Consider the following 21,290-nt stretch of genomic DNA (forward strand, 5'->3'; position numbering starts at 1 on the left):
CTAGTACCCAACAGGTGGATTTTCTTATTATTCTGCTTCTCCAGCTAGAGCATTTTCTATTGCCTTCAAGATGACCTTACTGCTAGAGGTTGCCCCAGTAACAATATCTACCTTTGTTGATTGATTCTCTAAGACTTTATCTACTAAAACCTCTGCCGCTATGCCTCGATCATGATGATGCTCTAATTGAATATCTGTGATCCTGTGGTTTTCTACCGTAACCCATACCTTAGCTGACACCAATAACCCATCAGAAAACCCTTCATACACCCCATCGACTACCTTTGATAATTCAATCCCTTCAATTTCAATTGCCCTAATGGTATTTCTATACTCTTGAAGCCTTATATATTCCTTTCCAAAATATATCCCTGCTCCTACTAGAAGCCCAAAAATAAAAATTATTATTAATTTTTTATTTTTCATCTTCTTCACACATCCTCCCATTGTAGATTTCCTTTTAAATTTTCTTATTCATTTTACCATTTATTAGAAATTGTATCTATACTTCCAATGGAATTTTAATGTGTTTTTAATGCATTTTTAATGTGTTTTTGCAAAAAACATTTATAGATGAGTTAATTGGGTAATATATTATTACACACTTAAAGAAGGGTGGTTATTAATGATGGATGTAATTATTTATACAAAGGATTATTGTCCTTATTGTAGAAGGGCTATAGCGCTTTTAAAGCAGAAAAATGCTTCCTTTGATGAAATTGACGTTACTTATGACGAGGAAGCCTTTGCAAAAATTAAAGCTCAAACTGGATCTGATACAGTTCCACAAATTTTTATCCGCGGTGAGTTTATTGGTGGTTGTGATGATTTATTTGCTTTAGAGGAAAAAGGTATACTGGAGGATAGGTTAAGTACCAAATAATCAAATTATTGGAAAGCACCTATTGAGTCAAAAACTCAAAAACTCATAGGTGTTTTTACTATTTTCAATTTAAATCTAATTGTCTTTTAAACCTTAATCTTGTCACCTCTTTCTCTTTTATGCATAGTATGTACTGCAAACAGAAAGGAGGGAGAGCCATGACATTAGTATCTAAAGATTACACTAGTCCAGTTGCTAAATCTATTGCTAAACCTAAGCCTAAACCAACACCGTGTCCACAATTACCTGGAACAGTTCTTAGAATTTTCATTCCAGCTGGAGCGGTAATCAATCTATTAAACATTATTGAGGTAACATCACCTAGTGGTATATGTTTAATTGTAAGACTTCCTTTTCTAGCTGGTAGAAAAGGTATAAGCCCTATATATAATGACTTAGTAAATGCCGTTCAAGCAGCTGGTGGAAAAGTAGAATTTGCTCAAGAGTAAATATATTTAAAGGAAGCATTGACTTTCTTCAATGCTTCCTTTTTTATGTTAATATGTAACCTCTCTGGCTTTACTGCATAGTATATATTGCAAATAGCTTACATTGTAGATTGAAAGGAGAGATATAATGTCTAAAGATTGCCCACAACCTAAACAAGAGTGTCCACAATTACCTGGAACAATTGTTAGAATTTCTATTCCGGCAGGCGCAGTGATTAACTTGGCAAACCTGATAGAAATCACATCCCCTAGCGGTATATGTATCATTGTAAGACTTCCAATTTTAGCAGGCACTGCAGGTATTGGCAGTATATATAGTAATATCGTCAAAGCTATCGAATCAGCTGGCGGTAAAATTGAGTTCGTACAAGAGTAGTTTTTTAATAATGAAAGCATTGATTCTAGTCAATGCTTTCATTATTTTTTTGTTTAATAGAGCATACTGTTTTCTTCCTCCTTGTACTATTCTCAATCATATGCTAAGATAATCATGAGAAGTAATATTTGAAATGTAAAAGGGAGTAGCTGTAGTATACCTACGAATAGAGTCAACATGCTGACCTAATAGGTCTGGTTCTATTCACTTTAATGATGTTAAAGGAGCGAGACTTTTGCGTTTAATAAGCTGACATTGTTGGATGTTAGCTTTATTGAACATAAAAGTGTCGCTTTTTATTGTTGTAGAGAAGGGAGGAATTCTGGTATGTACGAGTTGGTTCAATCATTCTTTATTATCATTATGGCGGAAATGGGGGATAAAACCCAAATACTAGCAATGGCTTTCGCTGTTAAATATTCCCTTAGCAAAGTACTTCTAGGTGTTTTTCTAGGATCTGCATTAAATCATGGGCTAGCAGCCTTGTTAGGGGTCTACTTAACTCAGCTTATTCCTATAGACATAATTAGATTGATAGCTGCATTGGCTTTTATTGGATTTGGACTGTGGACTTTGCAAATAGATGCCTCTGAAGAAGAAGAACAAACCTCCAATAGATTTGGAGCTGTACTAACTGTTGCCTCCGCCTTTGCCCTTGGTGAATTTGGGGACAAGACACAATTGGCTGTTATTACATTATCAACCCAGGCTCATTATCCTTTTCTAGTATTAATAGGCTCTGTTTCAGGGATGGTGGTTACCAGTGGATTAGGAGTTTTTGTTGGAAGCAGACTGGGAAAAAAAGTACCCGAGATTACCTTGAAGCTGGTTTCTTCCGTTATCTTTATTACATTTGGCCTACTAGCTCTGAGAGATACAGTTCCTCCTCAATACATGACCCTGCCAATAACAAGTGGATTTATGGTTATCCTTGTTTGCATGATACTAACCATGATCAATAGAATTCGCACCCAGGCTTCTGAAGATACTCCCTTTAAAAAAGCTGCAGGAGAATTGTATCTAAACACAGAAAAATTACAAGCATCTCTATCGAGAATTTGTCAAGAAAACCATCAATGTGCTGTTTGTGATACTGGTAAGTGTACCATTATATTTCTTCAAAATCGTTTATATGAGGCTCAAGAAAAAGAACAGTTTCTTGTAGACAAAGAATGGGAGCCTCCCTTATGTACAAAAAAAGGATATCCTCTCTATGGATTAAAAGAAAGTCTAATAGAAACGATAAATATTTGCTTAGAATGCCCTAACCATAGAAACAATTGTGTAGGGAATCAGACACGAAAAACCTTAGAAATCTTATACTTCGGGAAACACATTCCATTTAATGGAAGTAAAGAGGAGTACTATGGTGAAATAGTATCAGTGGAGCCACATTTTTTTCATTAACCCTTAGGGATTGTAAAAGCTATAATAAGTTACATTGAATTATGTATTTTGTGGTAACTAAAGCCAGGCTGTATATAAGTCAGCAGAAAAATGCTATAATACATTGTAAATAGATCCTATTAACTTTAAAGAAGTATATCTGAATAAGGAGTGAATACTTGCAATGAAAAAATTCTTTATTATTTTTATTTGCCTTCTAGTAATAGTTACAGGTGCTGGTATATGGGGATATCAATATTTTTTTGGTATTGATGACAATCTTAGGACACAACTAGAAGAGGAATTTAGTGAAGAATTCTTTAGTTTTAATGACTTAGACTTAAAGGACAGTCCTTTAATAGAAAGCACTTCTACTAGTGCAGGTAGTGTTGGGTTTAGTGGTGGGAATAATATCTCAGTTGATTACATCTCTGATAAATATGCTGGTAAGTTTGATGAGTTAGAAACTGTAGTTAAGACTAGAATCGACGTGCTAATCCAGAGGGCTTACGAAGAATATATGAATCAACAAACACCAAACCAACTAAATGACGCACTATTAGCTCGAAAATATCTGCAAGCTGCTAGTATGCTTGAAGCATCTGTAGAGGCTACTCTAGACAGCCTATTAAGAGAAATGGAGCTGGAACTTCAATCACATCAATTGCCAACGGATTTAGTAGATGAAACAAAGGAGTACTACCAGCAGATGATACAGGGAATAAAGTCCAATGCATTAGATCTGTTAAAAACCGGTGTGGCTATTTTTTAAAGAGTATATTGACTTATATAGCATTAAAAAAATAGAAAACCTCTTAAAGTAGTTAATACCGTTCTACTTTAGGAGGTTTTTGTTATCTTTTTCATAAAAGAACTTTCTTCTCTATTTAATCTTCGTATTGACTTTTGCACAGTTGAGTCACCTCTTCAACTGCTGAGGTTATTTTGATAAGGGCTTCTAATCTTAGCTGTTTATTTAGAATATAAGACTTTCTTTCTCCTTCACTGCTAGTGGAGATGAAATATTTGGGTTTCATATCATTTAAGACTGTTTTAATAATATCTTCTTCACAGTTTTTACATTGACAAATCTCACTAGTATTTTTATACTCCCATAAAACTTCTCGGATAAGTTCCTCTGTATAATTTTTTAGCATAATATTATCCCTCCTTTTAGACCTTAAGGAATTGTGAGCATGTATTGTCTAATATATAAATATAGACACCCTATCCAGGTGCCAATATGGGAAAATAGCCATCGTTAACTATTGGTAATCATCTAGCAGCCTGGCAATCATAGACAAGATATGTCCTTAGACCCATGGTTTTGCGTCCTTAGCTTTCGATAAGTTTGCCTTCATAATTATTTAATTTTTATTCAGCTTGATGAAACTAGTTCACTTTTATCAGTCATTTGCTCGTTTTTCAAAAGACTAGTGCCTTCATGACTGTATACCTACTCCCTTGTATCTGCTATTCGACACCATGAATTAAAGTTCCTTTATTATTTATTATAATTTGCAAACTATTTTCTAATAAATATTATTAAACTAACGCAATCTAAACTATAAGGTTATCTTGCATTAAAAAAATTATGAACATTCATTGTTGAAATGCTCAGATGGTTTTTATGAAAGGATAGAAATAATGGATATATTGAAAAGAGTAATGGTTTTATTAACCATTTATATCATGGTGGTAACTTTAAATATAATTACCTTCGCTCATCTTTATCATAAGCATAGTATTATCGTTGATTCAAATACAATCCCAGAGGATATAGTCAATAGTGAAGTACTTCCTCTAAGGGATGCTATTTATTTTAGCGGTGTTACCTACTTAACAATAGGCTATGGAGATATTGTAGCCATTAATACCTTAGGTAAATATCTTTCTATGCTTCAAGGATTTTCAGGGGTAATCATCAATTCAATATTTACCGGTATGTTCTTATATTATCTTGTCAAACGTCCTATGAATATTTTAATTACCAATAACATTTATATACGGTATAAAGAAAGCACCGAAAGGTTCTATTTGTCTGTAAGAGTTGGTAATAAAGGAAGGGCTTTGGTCAATGTTAACAGGGTATTAGAAGTCTTTGTATATGAAAATAGTATTAGAAAAAGAAGGTTTCATCTTGCTCAAGAATATTACTTTTTTGAAAGATTATTATACTGGGATATTGATTTGCATGATGAGACTAACAAAGTATTGCTAGACTATATAAAGGCCGCTGTCTTTCAAGATGAGAACATTTTGTTTAGGATTTCTGTCATAGGTACTGATGTTGAAGCTGGAGAGTTAGTTTTTCTTTCTAAATATTACTCTAAGCATAATATTCATTTTATTAAAGATTATGTAAGCTTGTATAAGTGGAGAGGTCATCAACGAACAGAAATCAATTGGAAGGACTTTCAAAAAACCCGTACCCTAGATCATGATCATGCTGAAATCTTTAGAAATATCTAATCCTATCTAAAGTACATATATACTCCTTGTAATCTAAATCCATACAATCCTTTCTTGTCTTGTAGTCAGTCCCTCCAGTATTGATGCTCTACAAATGTATTTCTTAGTCATGACAAGAATGCCATGATTCTAATAATAACAGGTAGCGGCTTTTTACCAGTCTAGAGGTTGTTAACTTTTTCAACAATCTCAGAATAGGCTTTTCTAAAGAGAAGCCTATTCTGCTATGATCTACTGTTCAACAAATTCACTAGAATTGACTTGATATTTTTCTTCCCAGTACTGCTTAAGCTCTTTATTAATAACTTTATGAGTTTTACTATAGGATTTGTCTAATTCATAGTAGTATCCTACATCTCTATGTCCTTCAGCATAAGTGTTAATGCCTACAAAGGACCATATAAGCTTATTGCAGATATCAATGATTTCTTTTACCTTTTTTTCTTGTTTTTCACCCCAAATATTGTTATCCATATCTTCTTTTAAAACTTCAATATTATTGTATATATGGGAAAGTAGATAATGATAATAGGGCTTCCTTTTCAGAACCCTTTCACATAGATATTGGTACTCCAGTATCCTTTCTTGGGTTTTTTCTAAAGTTAACCTACTAACTTTTTCATCAGTATATTTTGATTTCACCCACCCTATTCCTATACATAAATGATTTACCATATCACAATAAAATCTATCTAATTTTGTTGTTAAAGCAGTATGATGGATTAATAATAAGACAAAACCAATTCCTAAAACAATGATTGCAATGATATTAAGCGATCCAAGCATCGATGTAATCCTCCCTTCTCAGTCATGTCATTGAGCTTGTTATTTAAATCTAAAAATGAAAGCAAAGCTTATTTTTATAATTATACCACGATAATGATATTCAATGTCACTTATTTTTTATTGTTAATTATATATACCCAGTTTTCTATAGCCCTTCACACTTGTCATATCTATTTTATTAATAAATGAAGGCTATAATATATTGCCTCCATTTTGGTATTGTCAAATATGTAGTATTGAAGCTCTAAAAGGACGACCATAGGTCGTCCTTGTGTCCGTTAGCTTTTAAGTAGAAATAATTATTTTTCTTTGTTTATCTTACAAAGCTCTAATCCATATCTCATTTTCTCATCTGTTAGCATCATTGCCATTATGATATTTTTTATTAAAGTATTCGTTGTTTCTAGCTCTTCCAAAGAAACGTCACTTTTTAGAAGTTTTCTAATTTTTTGTGCTTCTACCTTTAATAAGCTGGCTAAATTTTCATCTACTAATAAAGCTGTTTCAATCATGGCTTTACCTAATTTAGAATAATTTATTGAAGCATCACTTTCCTTTTTCATTTTGTCACCCCACTATACCCAATTGATTCAAACACTATGTATATAAGACCTTATCTAAAAAAAGATAAGGTCTTTTCATCATGATATTAACAATCATCAACACATTTTTTAGGCTTCTTTTTGTCCATCATCTTCATTACATTTTCAAGCTTAAACTGTAGTAGCATTTCTTTTTTGATTACATTTCTTAGGGTTTCATTTACACTTTCATTAATGTCCAACAAATCATCTAATTTGCATTTCCTCTTATCATCTGTTATGCATTGGATTTTTTCACCTTCTGCATTTAGGATATGTGCTAAGCTCATCTCCTCAAGAGCAATAGATGCTAGTAGCATATTAATCATATCCTCTTTTTTTAAGTCAATTTTTGGCTTCATATCAGGAATTTCTGGCATACCCATTATTATCACCTCCTTCTTCTGGTCACTCATATAATATGCTTAGGAGGGACATAAGGTTATTGATTTTAAAGATATTTTAAATTTTTTTGTATATCGATTTATTCTATTCTGTTTATTGCCTAAGTCATTGTAAATTTCTGCGATGACTTTTCCTATTACATATTGTTATGTCCAATTTCTTCTATATAGAGTTTATATCAGCATTTATAAATCACTGCAAATATCAGTAACAGAATTCTTCAACCATCATAATATATAACATAGGGTTTAGTTTTTGTGATTTGGTTTACAAAGGAGGTTTGTCTGTGAAAGGAACAAAGCTTGTTGAAATAAAGAATATCTCTAAAATTTATCACACATTGGATGGCGAAACTAGGGCTCTAGATAATATTTCCTTTGATGTCAACAAAGGTGAAATTGTCACGATCGTAGGTCCTAGTGGTTGTGGTAAATCCACAATTCTCTCTATTATTTCAGGATTAATGAAACCTAGTTCAGGTGAAGTCTTTATTAATGGAAAAAAAATAGAAAAACCTAATAAAACAATTGGATACATGTTCCAAAGTGACCATCTATTTCAATGGCGTACTATTATGGATAACGTGCTCATTGGACTAGAAATTCAAAATAAGAAAAATGAAGAAAATATAAAAAGAGTGACAAGATTATTAGATACTTATGGATTAGAAGACTTTAAGCATCATTTTCCCAATCAACTATCAGGCGGTATGAGGCAAAGAGTTGCACTTATTCGAACCTTAGCTATCGAGCCTGAGTTATTACTGTTGGATGAACCTTTTTCAGCTTTAGACTATCAAAGTCGTTTAGCTGTCAGTAACGATATCTCAGGCATATTAAAACGTGAACAGAAAACCGCTATTATGGTTACCCATGACATAGCAGAAGAGAGGTGGTTTAAAGTGCTACTTTTATAGTGAAGTATTCTGCAAATGCAAATAAATGAATTGATTTTTTCTTTTATATTAATCCTTCTTTCTATGCTATTAATTTTAATAATGTTTTGCTATATATAAATAGCACTTAACTGTGCATAAAATTTCACAGATAATTTTATTGAAAATCAATAGCAATACAACAATCGTACATACTTAATTTTATACTATGGCATACTAACTTGTATCTATTTAGATACACTACTATACCTTATATTAAAGGAGAGGAATATATTTTGTTTTACGCTATAACAGTTGTGGTTATTTTATTAATATTTCTATGGTTTATGCCAAAACACATAAAAAGAAAAGACATGTTAGTTATCTGGATAACTGTGTCCTATCTTGAAATAACAATAGATCTCTATCTAGGATATTTCCATGAATTATATTATTTTTCAGCTTCTCCTGAATTAAGCTTTGGAGCCGTTGCAATTAAACTATTTATGTCGCCTTTATTTGCGATACCCTTTCTAAACTTTATGCCCAAAAAATCTTCTAGTTTTATCCCATATTCCATAGTTTGGGCGATTTTTGCTACTTTCTATGAATGGACTACAGTATACTTTGGCTATTTAACGTATACAGGCTGGAGACTGTGGTACTCCTTTATATTTTACTTGCTAATTTTCCCAATAGTAAGATGGTTCCATTTATACACGAAGCATTAGAGGACACAATATAAAAGAAGCTGCACTCATCAAATCTAGATATATAGTCACTTTAGCTAATGATCTAATATTAAAAACTGAAGGAGTGCAGCCCTTATTTCTTTTATACTAATCCATCCTCAGTATCCACTGTATACTCTGTATCGGCACCTAAATAGCCTCCATAAATATATCCATTACCAGTATAGCTTAATTAACGAGCATATTCTTCTTGCTTCTATTACTATTCTCAATGTAGTAATTAACCCTTCCATCTTTCATAGAAGTTTCACTTAACTGTGGATATGTTTGAATACTTTTCTTTTCTCTTCAAGCCATAAATACATAAAATCCCCCCAATATAAATATATCAACAGCGCTAATAAGCGCCATAACATTTCATAAATTTGCAATATTTATCATAGCAATCCTTTAGCCTTATTCAAGAAAATCAGCGGTTTTTAACCTCCTTAACATCTCCTCTAAAGTAGATAACCTTTGATTTTGAGGAAGCTTATTAATTCTAAGCATAGTTGTTTTAGCTATTGATTGTGCAATCAGTTTTTCTAGTATTTCTTCATCTGGTTTATTTACTTTTACTTTGAATAAGTTCTTTTTTCTCATGGGTACATCTCCCTCCTTAAGACATCCTATGACGTAGAAGGATTGTACTATACTTGTATTTAAGGGAGTCAACGCCACTATTTCATATGTTTGATAATTATTTCTGTGTTCTATTTATACAACGTCACATATTAATAAATATATAGAAGGGTGGTGATATAGATACATACAATAGCAATCTATTCTAGAAAGTCAAAATTCACCGATAAGGGGGAATCCGTTCAAAATCAGGTGGAGCTCTGCAAGGAGTATGGAAAGCTTCATTTTAATACCCATGAATTCACCGTCTATGATGATGAAGGATTTTCTGGAGGTAACGCAGACAGACCTCAATTCAAGAAGATGATGAAGGATGCAAAGGCAAAGAAGTTTGATGTATTAATCTGTTATCGCCTTGATAGAATCAGCAGAAATATCTCAGACTTCACCAAGCTTGTAGAGATACTCCAAAAACATGACATCACCTTTGTTTCCATCAAGGAACAGTTCGATACCTCTACACCTATGGGTAGAGCCATGATGTATATTGCTCTGGTATTTGCTCAGCTGGAAAGGGAGACCATCGCTGAACGGATTAGGGACAATATGATGCAGCTAGCCCGTACTGGCAGATGGCTTGGAGGAAATACTCCTCTAGGTTTCAAAAGTGAGGCTATCATCTATTATGACAATCATATGAACAAGAAAAAGATGTATCAGTTAACCCCTATCCCTCAGGAACTAGAAACAGTGAAAGTTATATATGAGAGATACTCTGAGTTAGATAGTTTAACCCAGCTGGAAAGCTGGTGTCTAGAGAACAACATGAAAAGTAAAAAAGATAAGTCATTTGATAAAAGCGCCATAAAACTCATTCTCACAAATCCTGTTTATGCGGTAGCTGATGAAGTCCTTTATAACTATTTTTATAGACTAGAAATGGATATCGCCAGTAATAAAGAAAGCTTTGATGGAAAGTATGGTGTATTGGTGTATAACAAGAAACAAGAAAAAAAGGGGGTGTCCTCTAAGCTAAAGCACTATTCAGAATGGGTGGTAGCTATTAGTAAGCATAAAGGAGTTATTCCTTCATTAGATTGGATTAGGGTCCAAAATCAATTAAAGGTAAACAGTAAGAAAGCTCCTCGAGGCGTCAATAGCCGAATTGCCCTCCTAACGCCTCTTCTTGTCTGTGGCAGCTGCGGTTCTAAGTTAAAGGTAACCTATAAAGTCAAGGAAGGAGAAGTTCTCCATCACTATTACAAATGTACATTAAAAGAGCGGTCAAGGGGCAGCCTTTGTACCACTAAGAATTTAAATGGTAAACAGGCAGAGGAAATCGTCTTTATCGAATTAAAAAAGTTTTCAGCCTCTAGCAGTAAATTGTATGATGAATTGTATAAAAAGAGAGCTAGCCTTTCTAATGTAGTTGAAACACAACATAATAAAAGAGTATTACTTGAAAACCAAATAAACCACCATAAACAAACCATCTCAACTCTAGCTTTGAAGCTGGCTGAAAATAAAGGGACGACGGCAGATAAGTATATCATGGAAGAGATAGAAAAAATCGATTTGAAAATCACTGAGCTGAAAAAAGAGTTAGAAGAGCTAATGGATCATAGTCAGTCTATCCATTTAGAAACCACTAATCTCCAAGTGGTTAAAAGTCTGTTAAAGAAATTTCCTGTTTTACTTGATGAAGCTGCTTTTGATGAAAAGAAAAAAATCCTACAAATGATTATTAAAAGTATTATCTGGAATGGAGAGCAGCTGGAAATAAATGTTCATGGAAGTAATTAAGTAATTCTCTCTATTTTATTGCAAGTTATATAAAATATGTTAGGTTGGAATTTCTTATTTAATAATAGTTTATTATGTTTGTAACCTTGCTAAAGGGGGTGTACATAACTTAGTTCTTTAAGGAAAAGAATGATGCAATATGATAAAAAATAATACTAATAAAAATTTAAAGATGTGTAAGTTTAATTCTTGTTAGTTTAAAATTTACCTGGTAGTTATGATTTTAAGAATAGGTTTTATTTCAGAATAGTGTTGATATAATAACATTAATTACGTGAGCCTCAAAGGAGGCTCACGTAATTAATGTTTGAACAAGGGCCTAAATGACTTTTAAATATTTTTTTCAAGCTAATTGAGAGGTGTAATTACTTATCTCTTGCAATTTCTTTTCTATTAGGTGCAAGAGGTGGCTGTTCTAACCATTTATTTTTAACCATTATAGTAAACCAATTCTTTGTCAAGGCTATATTTTTTAATATTACCTTTTCATAAGTAATTACAAGGTCTGCCCGCATGGATGATGCAAGACCAGCACCGTGGTACACTTGACCAACTTGATATAGAAGTCCTATATGATACAGCATAAGCTTATCAGAAAAAGGAGCCACTTGTGATGATGTTATTTCCGTTTCAAAGGATGTAGGAGATGGTAAATTATCATTTTGTAAAATTTTATTTAATAGCTGTATTTGGTTATCAGCTGTATTTTGACTATCTTCTAAAAATTTTCTCGCTTCTTTATCTTGAACTACTTGACTAAAAGCTATTGAAAGGCTTTTAGCCATAATATTTTTTTTGATATTGAAGGAGAGATTTACAATTTCTGGGGCACCTAAAGGACGGCTTGTTTGTAGTAAACCAGATGCAAAATCCCTATTATCTACAAACTCAACATTGTCGCTTGGATAAAACAAAGGGTCTCTTTGATATTTACCTTTTTCAAGCAATAATTCAATGGTTTCATGAAACATTCTTTTTCCATCATTATCAAAAGCATCATACATTTGTCTTAAATCTTTTCGTGTTGATGCACTTAACGAAGTAATATGCCCTATTAAGCCATGTAAAGTCATTACATGTAAGTATTGTAAACAAAATATATCTGTAAACAATCGTGGGGCTTCCATATTAATGTCAGCATCAGTAAAACCTAACGGTACAGGAAATCCATCTTTTTTAATAAATTCAGTGATTTCCTGTTTTTGTTTTGCAAATATATTAATAGCGTCTTTAAAAACTTTCTTAATTGATTTATCTTCTATAATTGAATACATATATCTATTTACACAGTCTGTCATTGTACCATATACATACTCAGTCCATAGAGTCCCTATTTCAGCTGATGTTAGTTTTATCTTTTCATAATTCATTTTTTCACCTCTATTGAGAATAATATATTTATAATACCCAGAAACATTTGAGATTATTTTCATTATGCTCAATACAGGCATAGGATATTTCCATGAATTATATTATTTTTTAGGTTTTCCCGAAGTAAGCTTTGGAGTCTTTATAACCAAACTATTTATGTCTCTTTTGTTTGCGATACCCTTTCTAAACTATATGCCCAAAAATTTTTCTCGTTTCATCCCATATTTCATAGTTTGGGCGGCTTTTGCTGCTTTCTTTGAATGGACTACAGTATATTTTGGCTATTTAACGTTTACAGGCTGGAAGCTGTGGTACTCCTATATATTTTACTTGCTAATTTTCCCTATAGTAAGATGGTTCTATCTATACAGGAAGTAATAGACAGCACAAAACAAAATATTGATGTAGTTAAAAAGAGGTAATCTAATCCTTTATCATCAAATCCTTCTCCAATATACTTAATAGTTTTCTATGACTACTTGAGAAGTTTTTCTTGTATTTTTCTACCATCTCAACTTACATATGTTATCTTTTATATTGGCATAATAAATTATACTAAACAGTAAAGGAAATGGTCTATTATGCATGTTGCAACTGCTGTTATAGCATTTATTGCTACTTTGCGCTTTGGAGATTGGCGAAATTGGAAAAAATATCATGCAACCATACTTTTTATAGCATTGGGTAACTTGCTTTATAATTTCCTAACTTCAAATTATTTTTTATGGCGTCTTCATGCGGACTTTATATCAAATCACACTTTAACAGAGATGTTATATACTTTTATAGTTTTCCCATGTACTATATTGATGTTTCTTCATAATTATCCTACGGATGCCTTCGGGAAAACTATCCGAACCTTAAAATGGATTATGATATACGGTATTTGGGAATGGTTTTTTGTTCTTACAGGCAGAATTCAATATCAATATGGCTGGTCATTGTGGTGGTCAATAGCTTTTCTTTTTGTGATGTTTCCACTTTTAAGACTACACCAAAAACACCCTTTGTTGACTTATATTTTGTCAGCAATTGTTGCCATTGCAGTTCTTTGGTGGTTTAAAGTTCCTGTGCACCTTCCAGTTGAAGACAGAAGTTGATTTTTTCTATATTATTATATATCAAAGGTTCTACATTGGAAGTAAGACACATTTTTCCCTCTACTCAGTAATAGTTTTAGCTGCTGTTTTCATAGTTTTTTGGTTAATGCCAAAACGTTTCAACATGTAAGACATGTATATCATTTGGATAAGTTGTATATTGTTAGGGATTGTTCTATACTTAATAGAATTACTAAGACCCTTGGTATTTCCATCGGAGAGCTGTTGCAGCCCAATGCAATAGATATCAGGAACCTATACATAGAAGAAAAGGTTAAAAAAGTCTTGATTGAAGAGGTTGAAGAGGATTCAAAGGAAAAAATTGATTTCATCAACCAACAGCTGAATACCATCATTATTTCTTTTTTAGCCACTATTTCAGCTTATGATTGCTCTATAGATAAAGTCGAATCCATATCCGCTCATTTAATTGAAGAACTTCAATTTATAAAAGGTCTCAAGGATTGTGATAACAAAGCTCCTGCTTCATAGGGAGCTTTTGTTGTGTAAAAATTTCTCACATATTTGAGATATTTTTCATTTTTATGATTAATATTCTTTCTTCTGCACATTCTAACATCATGGAGGAATACCTATGAAGAAAAGAAAAATCTATCTAAGTAATGCAAGTATTCATACCTTTTTGGAATGTGAGAAGAAATGATTTATCGTGAATACGAAGATTATATTCTCTGTGGCAAGTTAGACAAGGTCTACCTTAGAGAGGATGTCATTGCAGAAGTCTTAGACTTCAAAAAGAAAAGAATCCTTCAAATGATTATAAAAAACATCTGTTGGCATGGAGAAGAGCTAGAAATCAACATATATGGAAATAAATAAGCGACCAATGAATGTATGAAAAATTCCTTGGTCGCATTTATGTGAACATAGCAGAAGCCATATCTATGGCAGACAGAGTGATTGTTCTTTCTAATCGTCCTGCTGAAATAAAAACCATACATGATATAGATCTGACCTGCGCTGATGGTGAGAAGACTCCCTTAAAATGTCGTGAAGCTCCTGAATTTAGGCATTATTTTAATAAAATCTGGAAGGAGTTAGATATCTATGTTCAATAATAATAATACAGAGAATGTCCACTTCTCTTCCAGTCATATTGAGTACTTAAAGGATGTTCATCGTCATCGTATAAAGATAAAACTATCTCAGGTTGGTGTTTTAATAGGTTTCATTTTATTATGGGAAGTAGCGGCTACCTTAAGATGGATGGATCCCTTTTTCACCAGCAAACCCAGTAGAATTCTTGTGTTAATCATCAACTTAGCCAAAGATGGCTCTCTTTTTAAACATATATCCATCTCAGTTTTTGAGGCAATTATGGCTTTCCTGATAGGAACCATTGGAGGAACAATCATCGCTATCCTCCTTTGGTGGTCAGATTTTGTGGCTAGAGTATTAGACCCTTATCTAGTAGTTTTAAATGCTTTACCAAAGATTGCTCTTGGTCCTATTATCATTATTTGGGCTGGGGCAGGTGTCACAGGTATCATTGTAACAGCTTTAATGATTTCAATCATCGTTACCATATTAGCTACCTATAATGGCTTTAAGGAAGTTGATGATGAAAAAATCAAAATGTTAAAAACATTTGGCGCTACCAAATTTCAAATATTACAAAAGGTAGTTCTTCCCTCTAGTGTTCCCACTATGATAAATACCATGAAAATCAATATTGGTATGACATGGGTAGGTGTTATCGTGGGTGAGTTCTTGGTTTCTAAGGCAGGGTTAGGCTACTTGATTGTTTATGGAGGTCAGGTTTTCCGACTAGATATTGTTATGGCAGGGGTCATTATCCTGTCTATAGCTACAGCTTTGATGTATCAGTTGATTGTGTGGTTAGAGAGTAGATTTTTAAAGTGGAGATAAGCTGAAATTGAATAAGTGGGAGCTTTATGCTCCCACATTTTTCAAGTATTAAGAAAAGAATGATTGTTTAAAGATATAGATATTATCTTAGAGAACAAACCTTTGCACATATACCGCATCGTTTCCCACCTAATACTGTATGTTGATAATAGCTACATCGTTCCTTCTCGATAGTATATCCCACATCATGAGTAAAGCCCTCACCTAGATTACTTAATGCTTTTGCAGGACATCCTGTGATACATTTTCCACAAAGATCATAAAAATTTCCAGAAAGCACTTCATTATGGAGTATCAAGTAGGCAGTGAAAAATATAAAAATCACTTTTATCATTCACCTATCTAACCATATCTCTCATAACATCCAGTACTTCTGTTGTAAAATCTGTCTCCTCTACAGCTCCATTTGCATACTCCACTTCCAGCATAACTGCTGTAATTGATTTTTCTAAGTCATCAGGACCCATTTCTAGCTCCCATTCTGTTCTTCCTATGTGCCTTAATTTTAGTGGAAAGACTTTTTGTTCATTTCCATAATGAATGATTGCAGTGACATTCTTGACTTTATAAAAATCAAACAGGACAGGTTCTCTCTGTGCAAATGAGATCCTAAAATCAAGCAGCTTGCCATTAGTTGATGAAGCTCCTGCTCCACTATAGTGTAAAGGTGAAGGTTTATAGTGCTGTGGAGGTATCTCAGTGATTTCATTAGTTTTTATAATATTTCCTTCTGAAACTAATTGATACTCATAATCCTTCTCTGGAGATAGGATCAATGGAGCACTGAAATTATTCCCTCCTGTATGATTTACTATCACTTGATTCCAACCTTCTGCTTCACCCTTCGCCCTGTATAGTAGTGCTATCTTTGCCCCTTTTTCTACCTCATTCAAGGACCATTCAACATTTAAATGCAGCTCTTCTGAGGTAGAGGCCTCCATGTTAGGGATAAACTCTTCTGATACAACCCATCTATTTTCCTGTGTTATCTCATCTATTTTTCTATATAGTCCACTTATATCATGCATCAAATTATGCATGGTATTATTGATACTGCCATGCAACTGATTTGTCATATTATTATAAGCCCTCTCCATCTTCAAAATGCTATAAACATTTAGTCCCAAGCTTATAACCAGCAGCCACGTAAGCATCTTTATTCTTTTCCTCACTAAATAACAACTCCTAGTATTAAATGATTAGTTTTTTGACCTCTGTATCATGCTTTTTTTACTTGTATAAAAAAGACTATGTTTCATCATATCATCCTTCTATAGAGACATATAAAAACCCTTTATGAACAATTTTCCAGTTAAATCAGCATTCATTTTTCATGGGTATTATAAGATTCGTCACTAGATAGTATATAGATTAATTTAGGAATTGCTGCAATCATTTGTTGTAAATATTTACTCTATCATTTCACTAAGAGCTTCAAGATCTTTAATAAAGCTGTTTACTGTCTCTTCCTTTGTTGCCCAAGAGGTAACTAATCTAATGGCTGAAGTTTTATCATCAATTTTACACCATACATAAAATCCGTATTTATTACTAAGCTGATCAATAATATCATTGGGTAAAATAGGAAAGATTTGATTGGAGGTTGATTGAACCAAGAACTTATATCCCAAGCTTTGTATCCCTTCACTTAATCTCTCTGCCATCTCATTAGCATGTCTGGCTGAATGAAAAAATAAATTTTTCTTAAATAAGGTAAGGAATTGAATCCCTAGCAATCTCCCCTTTGCCAACAAGGCCCCTTTTTGTTTTAAATGAAATCTAAAATCCTTTTTTGCCTCATCATTGGTGATAATAATAGCCTCTCCTAATAATGCCCCGTTTTTGGTTCCACCAATATAAAAAACATCCACCAGTTTGGCTAGTTCAGGTAGGCTCAAATCATTTTCCTCAGCGGTTAAGGCTGATCCTAAGCGAGCTCCATCCAAGAACAGTAATAAATTGTTAGATTTACAGAATAAACTAAGCTCTTCCAGCTCTTTTTTCTTATAAATCGTCCCTATTTCAGTTGAATTAGAGATATACACCAATCTTGGCTTTACCATATGTTCATCTGTATGAAACTCCAGTACTGATTCCACGTCCTTAGGTGCCAGCTTCCCATCCTTGCTATGGACTACATTAATCTTATGCCCTGTAGCCTCGATGGCACCAGTCTCATGAACATTGATGTGGCCAGTATCAGCAGCTATTACTGATTCATAGGGTTTTAGAATAGAGGAGATGACGATTAAGTTTGCCTGTGTACCTCCCGCAACAAAATGAATATCTGCTTGATCACTTTGAAGCTTTTCCCTCATAATTTTAATTGCTTCAAGGGAATATGCATCTTCACCATAGCCCTCCTGCTGATGGAGATTTGTCTCCATCATTGCTTCTAATATACTGGGATGAGCCCCTTCGCTATAATCATTTTTAAAGCTATATACAACTGCCTTTGATAAATGTTCTTGAGTAGAATTTTTTTCTGTTGAATTTGACATATGTTTTTCCTCCTATGGACTGATGATTTATAAGTTTTCTCCACATCTTTTCATAAAACCCATTATCGTTAGGATTAATGTCACAGATGCGATGAATAAAGCAAGAAAATAAATAATCCCTAGTGCTGGAACTATAATCAAAATAAATCCCGCAACCACCGCCAGCTGCAGCATAAAATATTGCTGCCATCTTTTGTCGGCTTCTTCATAGATATCGTCTCTCTCTTGTGCTGTAGCCATGTCTTTGATTCCCATAAAGAGATTATATACAATCAATAGGGTCAGTACCAAAGATGCAATTGATATCAATGCTCCCAATGGCCAAAATCCCCCTAAGTGAATACCTCCACCTTCAGCAGGTCTTTCATATATGGAAAATATAGATAACGGGATCATGGGTATACTAAAGCTGCGAGCTTTACTAAAATACTCACTATTTGAAGCAAGCATGCCAGCCCCAATAAAAAATAAAATATAACCTACGATATTGGGAATGATGTCAAATCCTTGTATTCTAAAGCTTAACATAAAAAAGAATCCCCAGTATAGTTTTCTAAATCCTTCTGTATTCATACAACTAGTCCCCCTTATTTTTTGTGCATAATATTTTCCTAGGATTTTCATCGTTATTATTATATTTCTATTTTAAACGCTTTATCCCTGCATCAATTTCAGTAGAATGAGGCTCAACATCACAGCTTAAATAAACCTTTATTATTCCACAAGAATATTTCTGTCATTTCTTCAGCTCCATTTCTAGTTATAGATGGTTCCATGAAACATTCTATTATACCAATTCCATAGAACTACTTCTCCTAATACAGGGTATTTAATTTCTTCTACCTCCTTCAAGGATAGCAGCTCTTTGGTAGGCCCAGTAAGGACCACACCATAGATCTTTACACCATTTTCTTGTAAGTACTCCAAACGTTCATTCAATAGAAATCTTTTTGGACTTCCACGATAGGCTTTTTCAGCCCAGCCTTGATGTTCAGCTAAAAATTCTACACCTCTAATGAAGGCACTGTTTTTTTTCTCTGCATCTCCTCGGACGGCTAATGAATAGTTTCCGGGACTTTCAGGTTCGTACACTAAAGAACGAGCAAAGTGAGGAAATCCCATCAAACCATCCATAACGCTTAAATAGGGTCCAGTAGCAAGATCGGTTTCTATCCCAGTTTCTACAGCAAACCAAAGGAGGTCTAAATCATAGCCTTCAAAGATGTCAAAAACCTCCTCTAATGTGTAGCTTTTGTCAAAGGATACCGCTAGCTCTGATACTGTTCCCTCCGGTAGAATCTCTAAGGTTTCCCAAGCTGGATTTTCCTTATCATCATAAGGTGCCTCATGTGCACTATGGGGATAAATAAAGTACATTTTTACCTCTAACGCCCCCTTATGCCAATCCCGTTGAACATTCATGTGATTAAAAAGCATGTTAGTATTCTGCCTGCCAATAGTTTGATAGTCATAACCTATTTTTTTTCGCAACTCGTGACTGCTCTCCATTCTAAAAAAGCTTTTTACCCTACTGTTGCTACCTGCAGGCACAATGTTTGGCATGGTCAGCTCTGTCACCATAATTGAAACATTAGCAGCTGTGTTTCCTCTATTTTTTCCTACACTAAAGTATGCTGTTGATAAAATCATACTTACTATGGTCACCATAAGAAATATAGAAATCACTGAAAAAGCATTAGAGACTCTGCTTTTCCATTTTGCCCTCCTTAAAATTTTCACCTGTTTATCTTCGTTAATGCTGAATATTTTATGAGGATGGAGCTTTTTTTCCTCCAGCTCATGGTCCAGTTTTTTATTGCAATTGCTGCATATATTAATATGATCTACTATTTTTTCTTCTTCCTCTGGGTTTAATGTACCATTTAAATAATCCTGCCATTTCTTTTCTACATCGGAACAATTCATCCTTTAATCTCCTCCTTCCATCAATTCTTTTACTTTTTTTCTGCCTCGAAAAAGACTGGTTTTTACATCTGCCAGCGTAAGATGTAAAACGTCTGCTATCTCCTGATAGGTAAAATCATAGTAATCACAGAGCAACAATACCTGCTGCTGCTTTGGTGGCAAGTCTTTCACCCGTTCTACCCATCCCTCTATTTTCTCTGCCAATAAATAGACTTCTTCTGGTCCCCTTTGCTCTTTATTGGGTATACTTTCTAAAACTGTTGGCTCTAGAGAAACATGCCTTTTCTCTTTTCGATACCAATCTATGAAGGCATTTTTTGCAACCCTTAACAGCCAAGGCTTTACTTTTTCTCCTTTGTAGCTTTCCAGGTAGAGATAGGCTCTATAAAAGGTTTCTTGGGTTAGATCCTCAGCTATCTGTGGATGCCTAGACAGATAGAATAAGTACTGATATATATCATTAAAGTAATACCTATAGATTGATTCTAAGTCCTTCTTTTCTTCCATCTGCCCCCTCCTTTCAATAGAAGAACGAATGATCCTCTTCTAAAGTTGCACTTTCTTTATAATTTTCCTATCTATTTTACCCTATTCTACGATACCACAAGAGCCATAGAGACGTCTATTCTATATAGAAGGAACATCCTCTTATGTGAAAGAGTCAGAAGGCCTTTAACCTTTATATTTTTTCCCATAAAAATAGAGGCCACCTTTACTAGGTACACCTCTAATAGATAAAAACACTTATCTGCAATTTTTCAATCCTCTATGTATACCATAGCATCAACCAAAGATTAACTGACTTTTCATATTGGCATATACCGATTGCAGATTTAATCATTAACAGCCTCTAACAATGGTTGTAATTCTAATATGGTTTGCTAATAATCGGTGACCTAAATCATCTTTTTTTCTCCAAAAGGAATAGCTTGGCTTCCAAGATAAAAATTTCAATATACCTTTCATATGCCACCTCTTTCTAGTAGTTTATCATTATTTTATCACCTCTCCTGGCATTATGTAAACTAGTAAATAATGATAACACTTTTACAGAAAAAAAAGCTGGGGATTTCCCCAGCTGAGGTTGTTGAAAAAGTCAACAACCTCCAGACTGTTCAAAAATCTTCAGATTCAAGGCGCAAGAAAACCCAGCGACTGCAGCGTATACGTAATA

Annotated in this window: 28 protein-coding genes and 1 riboswitch; of the genes, 14 read left to right on the plus strand and 14 right to left on the minus strand. The window is 33.7% G+C overall.

Annotation, left to right across the window (positions count from 1 at the left end; all coding sequences use genetic code 11):
* Positions 1–27: 27 nt before the first annotated feature.
* Positions 28–426 carry an FMN-binding protein gene (locus tag BMX10_RS15520; protein ID WP_090446333.1) on the minus strand — a complete coding sequence of 133 codons (399 nt, stop codon included), beginning with the start codon at positions 424–426 and terminating at the stop codon, positions 28–30.
* A gap of 199 nt (positions 427–625) precedes the next feature.
* Here BMX10_RS15520 and grxC point away from each other — a divergent pair, with 199 nt between their 5' ends.
* The 5 genes from grxC to BMX10_RS15545 all read left to right on the plus strand — a co-directional run bounded on the left by grxC (position 626) and on the right by BMX10_RS15545 (position 3,866).
* Positions 626–883, plus strand: a complete 258-nt coding sequence (grxC, locus tag BMX10_RS15525; protein ID WP_090446336.1) for a glutaredoxin 3 — start codon at positions 626–628, stop codon at positions 881–883.
* A 158-nt stretch (positions 884–1,041) separates the two neighbouring features.
* Positions 1,042–1,332, plus strand: a complete 291-nt coding sequence (locus tag BMX10_RS15530) for a hypothetical protein (RefSeq protein WP_244272743.1) — start codon at positions 1,042–1,044, stop codon at positions 1,330–1,332.
* Positions 1,333–1,459: 127 nt separating this feature from the next.
* Entirely contained in the window at positions 1,460–1,708 is a 249-nt protein-coding gene (locus tag BMX10_RS15535) for a hypothetical protein (RefSeq protein WP_090446338.1), read from the plus strand.
* 327 nt (positions 1,709–2,035) lie between these two features.
* A complete protein-coding gene (locus BMX10_RS15540; RefSeq protein ID WP_090446340.1) occupies positions 2,036–3,115 on the plus strand; it encodes a TMEM165/GDT1 family protein in 1,080 nt (359 codons plus the stop codon).
* A gap of 163 nt (positions 3,116–3,278) precedes the next feature.
* Entirely contained in the window at positions 3,279–3,866 is a 588-nt protein-coding gene (locus BMX10_RS15545) for a hypothetical protein (RefSeq protein ID WP_090446342.1), read from the plus strand.
* A gap of 115 nt (positions 3,867–3,981) precedes the next feature.
* On the opposite strand, the gene BMX10_RS15550 is transcribed toward BMX10_RS15545, so the two are convergent.
* Positions 3,982–4,251 carry a late competence development ComFB family protein gene (locus BMX10_RS15550; protein ID WP_090446344.1) on the minus strand — a complete coding sequence of 90 codons (270 nt, stop codon included), beginning with the start codon at positions 4,249–4,251 and terminating at the stop codon, positions 3,982–3,984.
* A 121-nt stretch (positions 4,252–4,372) separates the two neighbouring features.
* Positions 4,373–4,460: riboswitch (cyclic di-GMP riboswitch) on the minus strand.
* A 281-nt stretch (positions 4,461–4,741) separates the two neighbouring features.
* On the opposite strand from BMX10_RS15550, the gene BMX10_RS15555 reads away from it, so the two are divergent.
* Entirely contained in the window at positions 4,742–5,566 is an 825-nt protein-coding gene (locus BMX10_RS15555; RefSeq protein WP_090446346.1) for a potassium channel family protein, read from the plus strand.
* A 231-nt stretch (positions 5,567–5,797) separates the two neighbouring features.
* Here the strand turns inward: BMX10_RS15555 and BMX10_RS15560 are convergent, their stop codons facing one another.
* From BMX10_RS15560 to BMX10_RS15570, 3 genes are all read right to left on the minus strand, one after another.
* On the minus strand, positions 5,798–6,352 hold the full coding sequence (locus BMX10_RS15560; protein ID WP_090446348.1) for a hypothetical protein: 555 nt from the start codon (positions 6,350–6,352) through the stop codon (positions 5,798–5,800).
* 299 nt (positions 6,353–6,651) lie between these two features.
* Positions 6,652–6,915, minus strand: a complete 264-nt coding sequence (locus tag BMX10_RS15565) for a hypothetical protein (protein WP_090446349.1) — start codon at positions 6,913–6,915, stop codon at positions 6,652–6,654.
* Between the two features lie 86 nt (positions 6,916–7,001).
* Positions 7,002–7,319 (minus strand): alpha-helical endospore appendage domain-containing protein, encoded by a 318-nt coding sequence (locus BMX10_RS15570; RefSeq protein WP_090446350.1) that lies wholly within the window; start codon positions 7,317–7,319, stop codon positions 7,002–7,004.
* Positions 7,320–7,624: 305 nt separating this feature from the next.
* Here BMX10_RS15570 and BMX10_RS15575 point away from each other — a divergent pair, with 305 nt between their 5' ends.
* Together BMX10_RS15575 and BMX10_RS18625 are read left to right on the plus strand one after the other, a co-directional pair.
* The gene (locus BMX10_RS15575; RefSeq protein ID WP_090446351.1) at positions 7,625–8,254 is read left to right on the plus strand and encodes an ABC transporter ATP-binding protein; all 630 of its coding nucleotides are present in this window, start codon (positions 7,625–7,627) and stop codon (positions 8,252–8,254) included.
* A 332-nt stretch (positions 8,255–8,586) separates the two neighbouring features.
* Complete coding sequence (locus BMX10_RS18625) at positions 8,587–8,943, plus strand: hypothetical protein (RefSeq protein WP_408633609.1); 357 nt, start codon at positions 8,587–8,589, stop codon at positions 8,941–8,943.
* Positions 8,944–9,360: 417 nt separating this feature from the next.
* On the opposite strand, the gene BMX10_RS15585 is transcribed toward BMX10_RS18625, so the two are convergent.
* The gene (locus BMX10_RS15585) at positions 9,361–9,546 is read right to left on the minus strand and encodes a hypothetical protein (RefSeq protein ID WP_090446355.1); all 186 of its coding nucleotides are present in this window, start codon (positions 9,544–9,546) and stop codon (positions 9,361–9,363) included.
* A gap of 177 nt (positions 9,547–9,723) precedes the next feature.
* On the opposite strand from BMX10_RS15585, the gene BMX10_RS15590 reads away from it, so the two are divergent.
* Complete coding sequence (locus BMX10_RS15590; RefSeq protein ID WP_280140784.1) at positions 9,724–11,328, plus strand: recombinase family protein; 1,605 nt, start codon at positions 9,724–9,726, stop codon at positions 11,326–11,328.
* Positions 11,329–11,693: 365 nt separating this feature from the next.
* Here the strand turns inward: BMX10_RS15590 and BMX10_RS15595 are convergent, their stop codons facing one another.
* Positions 11,694–12,698 (minus strand): DUF3231 family protein, encoded by a 1,005-nt coding sequence (locus BMX10_RS15595; protein ID WP_090446383.1) that lies wholly within the window; start codon positions 12,696–12,698, stop codon positions 11,694–11,696.
* A 582-nt stretch (positions 12,699–13,280) separates the two neighbouring features.
* Between BMX10_RS15595 and BMX10_RS15600 the strand changes: the two genes are divergently transcribed.
* The 5 genes from BMX10_RS15600 (at position 13,281) to BMX10_RS15620 (ending at position 15,689) form a co-directional block, all read left to right on the plus strand.
* Positions 13,281–13,799 (plus strand): CBO0543 family protein, encoded by a 519-nt coding sequence (locus BMX10_RS15600; protein WP_090446360.1) that lies wholly within the window; start codon positions 13,281–13,283, stop codon positions 13,797–13,799.
* Between the two features lie 144 nt (positions 13,800–13,943).
* On the plus strand, positions 13,944–14,291 hold the full coding sequence (locus BMX10_RS15605; protein WP_139176482.1) for a hypothetical protein: 348 nt from the start codon (positions 13,944–13,946) through the stop codon (positions 14,289–14,291).
* A gap of 168 nt (positions 14,292–14,459) precedes the next feature.
* Positions 14,460–14,639 (plus strand): hypothetical protein, encoded by a 180-nt coding sequence (locus BMX10_RS15610; RefSeq protein ID WP_090446364.1) that lies wholly within the window; start codon positions 14,460–14,462, stop codon positions 14,637–14,639.
* Between the two features lie 41 nt (positions 14,640–14,680).
* Positions 14,681–14,878: a hypothetical protein gene (locus tag BMX10_RS15615; RefSeq protein WP_330387955.1), complete on the plus strand. Its 198-nt coding sequence runs from the start codon at positions 14,681–14,683 to the stop codon at positions 14,876–14,878.
* Positions 14,868–15,689, plus strand: coding sequence for an ABC transporter permease (locus BMX10_RS15620; protein WP_090446367.1), 822 nt, complete (start codon positions 14,868–14,870; stop codon positions 15,687–15,689). Before BMX10_RS15615 ends, BMX10_RS15620 begins: the two co-directional genes overlap by 11 nt.
* Positions 15,690–15,771: 82 nt before the next feature.
* On the opposite strand, the gene BMX10_RS15625 is transcribed toward BMX10_RS15620, so the two are convergent.
* The 7 genes from BMX10_RS15625 to BMX10_RS18515 form a co-directional block, all read right to left on the minus strand.
* Entirely contained in the window at positions 15,772–16,014 is a 243-nt protein-coding gene (locus BMX10_RS15625) for a hypothetical protein (RefSeq protein ID WP_090446369.1), read from the minus strand.
* Positions 16,015–16,027: 13 nt separating this feature from the next.
* Positions 16,028–16,861: a hypothetical protein gene (locus tag BMX10_RS15630; protein WP_090446371.1), complete on the minus strand. Its 834-nt coding sequence runs from the start codon at positions 16,859–16,861 to the stop codon at positions 16,028–16,030.
* A 237-nt stretch (positions 16,862–17,098) separates the two neighbouring features.
* The gene (locus BMX10_RS15635) at positions 17,099–18,190 is read right to left on the minus strand and encodes a threonine aldolase family protein (protein WP_090446373.1); all 1,092 of its coding nucleotides are present in this window, start codon (positions 18,188–18,190) and stop codon (positions 17,099–17,101) included.
* A 27-nt stretch (positions 18,191–18,217) separates the two neighbouring features.
* Positions 18,218–18,763, minus strand: coding sequence for a hypothetical protein (locus tag BMX10_RS15640; protein ID WP_090446375.1), 546 nt, complete (start codon positions 18,761–18,763; stop codon positions 18,218–18,220).
* A gap of 183 nt (positions 18,764–18,946) precedes the next feature.
* Positions 18,947–20,116: an anti-sigma factor gene (locus BMX10_RS15645; protein ID WP_090446377.1), complete on the minus strand. Its 1,170-nt coding sequence runs from the start codon at positions 20,114–20,116 to the stop codon at positions 18,947–18,949.
* Positions 20,117–20,119: 3 nt separating this feature from the next.
* Positions 20,120–20,623: a sigma-70 family RNA polymerase sigma factor gene (locus tag BMX10_RS15650; protein WP_090446379.1), complete on the minus strand. Its 504-nt coding sequence runs from the start codon at positions 20,621–20,623 to the stop codon at positions 20,120–20,122.
* Between the two features lie 333 nt (positions 20,624–20,956).
* A complete protein-coding gene (locus BMX10_RS18515; RefSeq protein ID WP_280140783.1) occupies positions 20,957–21,082 on the minus strand; it encodes a hypothetical protein in 126 nt (41 codons plus the stop codon).
* Positions 21,083–21,290 lie beyond the last annotated feature (208 nt).

Source organism: Natronincola peptidivorans, from assembly GCF_900111615.1.
GTDB lineage: Bacteria > Bacillota > Clostridia > Peptostreptococcales > Natronincolaceae > Natronincola_A > Natronincola_A peptidivorans.

What these genes read in the sequence shown, in the direction of transcription:
- BMX10_RS15520 (WP_090446333.1), bottom strand. Translation starts at nt 426, where the DNA reads ATGAAAAATAAAAAATTAATAATAATTTTTATTTTTGGGCTTCTAGTA.
- grxC (WP_090446336.1), top strand. Translation starts at nt 626, where the DNA reads ATGATGGATGTAATTATTTATACAAAGGATTATTGTCCTTATTGTAGA.
- BMX10_RS15530 (WP_244272743.1), top strand. Translation starts at nt 1,042, where the DNA reads ATGACATTAGTATCTAAAGATTACACTAGTCCAGTTGCTAAATCTATT.
- BMX10_RS15535 (WP_090446338.1), top strand. Translation starts at nt 1,460, where the DNA reads ATGTCTAAAGATTGCCCACAACCTAAACAAGAGTGTCCACAATTACCT.
- BMX10_RS15540 (WP_090446340.1), top strand. Translation starts at nt 2,036, where the DNA reads ATGTACGAGTTGGTTCAATCATTCTTTATTATCATTATGGCGGAAATG.
- BMX10_RS15545 (WP_090446342.1), top strand. Translation starts at nt 3,279, where the DNA reads ATGAAAAAATTCTTTATTATTTTTATTTGCCTTCTAGTAATAGTTACA.
- BMX10_RS15550 (WP_090446344.1), bottom strand. Translation starts at nt 4,251, where the DNA reads ATGCTAAAAAATTATACAGAGGAACTTATCCGAGAAGTTTTATGGGAG.
- BMX10_RS15555 (WP_090446346.1), top strand. Translation starts at nt 4,742, where the DNA reads ATGGATATATTGAAAAGAGTAATGGTTTTATTAACCATTTATATCATG.
- BMX10_RS15560 (WP_090446348.1), bottom strand. Translation starts at nt 6,352, where the DNA reads ATGCTTGGATCGCTTAATATCATTGCAATCATTGTTTTAGGAATTGGT.
- BMX10_RS15565 (WP_090446349.1), bottom strand. Translation starts at nt 6,915, where the DNA reads ATGAAAAAGGAAAGTGATGCTTCAATAAATTATTCTAAATTAGGTAAA.
- BMX10_RS15570 (WP_090446350.1), bottom strand. Translation starts at nt 7,319, where the DNA reads ATGGGTATGCCAGAAATTCCTGATATGAAGCCAAAAATTGACTTAAAA.
- BMX10_RS18625 (WP_408633609.1), top strand. Translation starts at nt 8,587, where the DNA reads ATGTTAGTTATCTGGATAACTGTGTCCTATCTTGAAATAACAATAGAT.
- BMX10_RS15585 (WP_090446355.1), bottom strand. Translation starts at nt 9,546, where the DNA reads ATGAGAAAAAAGAACTTATTCAAAGTAAAAGTAAATAAACCAGATGAA.
- BMX10_RS15595 (WP_090446383.1), bottom strand. Translation starts at nt 12,698, where the DNA reads ATGAATTATGAAAAGATAAAACTAACATCAGCTGAAATAGGGACTCTA.
- BMX10_RS15600 (WP_090446360.1), top strand. Translation starts at nt 13,281, where the DNA reads ATGCATGTTGCAACTGCTGTTATAGCATTTATTGCTACTTTGCGCTTT.
- BMX10_RS15610 (WP_090446364.1), top strand. Translation starts at nt 14,460, where the DNA reads ATGATTTATCGTGAATACGAAGATTATATTCTCTGTGGCAAGTTAGAC.
- BMX10_RS15620 (WP_090446367.1), top strand. Translation starts at nt 14,868, where the DNA reads ATGTTCAATAATAATAATACAGAGAATGTCCACTTCTCTTCCAGTCAT.
- BMX10_RS15635 (WP_090446373.1), bottom strand. Translation starts at nt 18,190, where the DNA reads ATGTCAAATTCAACAGAAAAAAATTCTACTCAAGAACATTTATCAAAG.
- BMX10_RS15640 (WP_090446375.1), bottom strand. Translation starts at nt 18,763, where the DNA reads ATGAATACAGAAGGATTTAGAAAACTATACTGGGGATTCTTTTTTATG.
- BMX10_RS15645 (WP_090446377.1), bottom strand. Translation starts at nt 20,116, where the DNA reads ATGAATTGTTCCGATGTAGAAAAGAAATGGCAGGATTATTTAAATGGT.
- BMX10_RS15650 (WP_090446379.1), bottom strand. Translation starts at nt 20,623, where the DNA reads ATGGAAGAAAAGAAGGACTTAGAATCAATCTATAGGTATTACTTTAAT.
- BMX10_RS18515 (WP_280140783.1), bottom strand. Translation starts at nt 21,082, where the DNA reads ATGAAAGGTATATTGAAATTTTTATCTTGGAAGCCAAGCTATTCCTTT.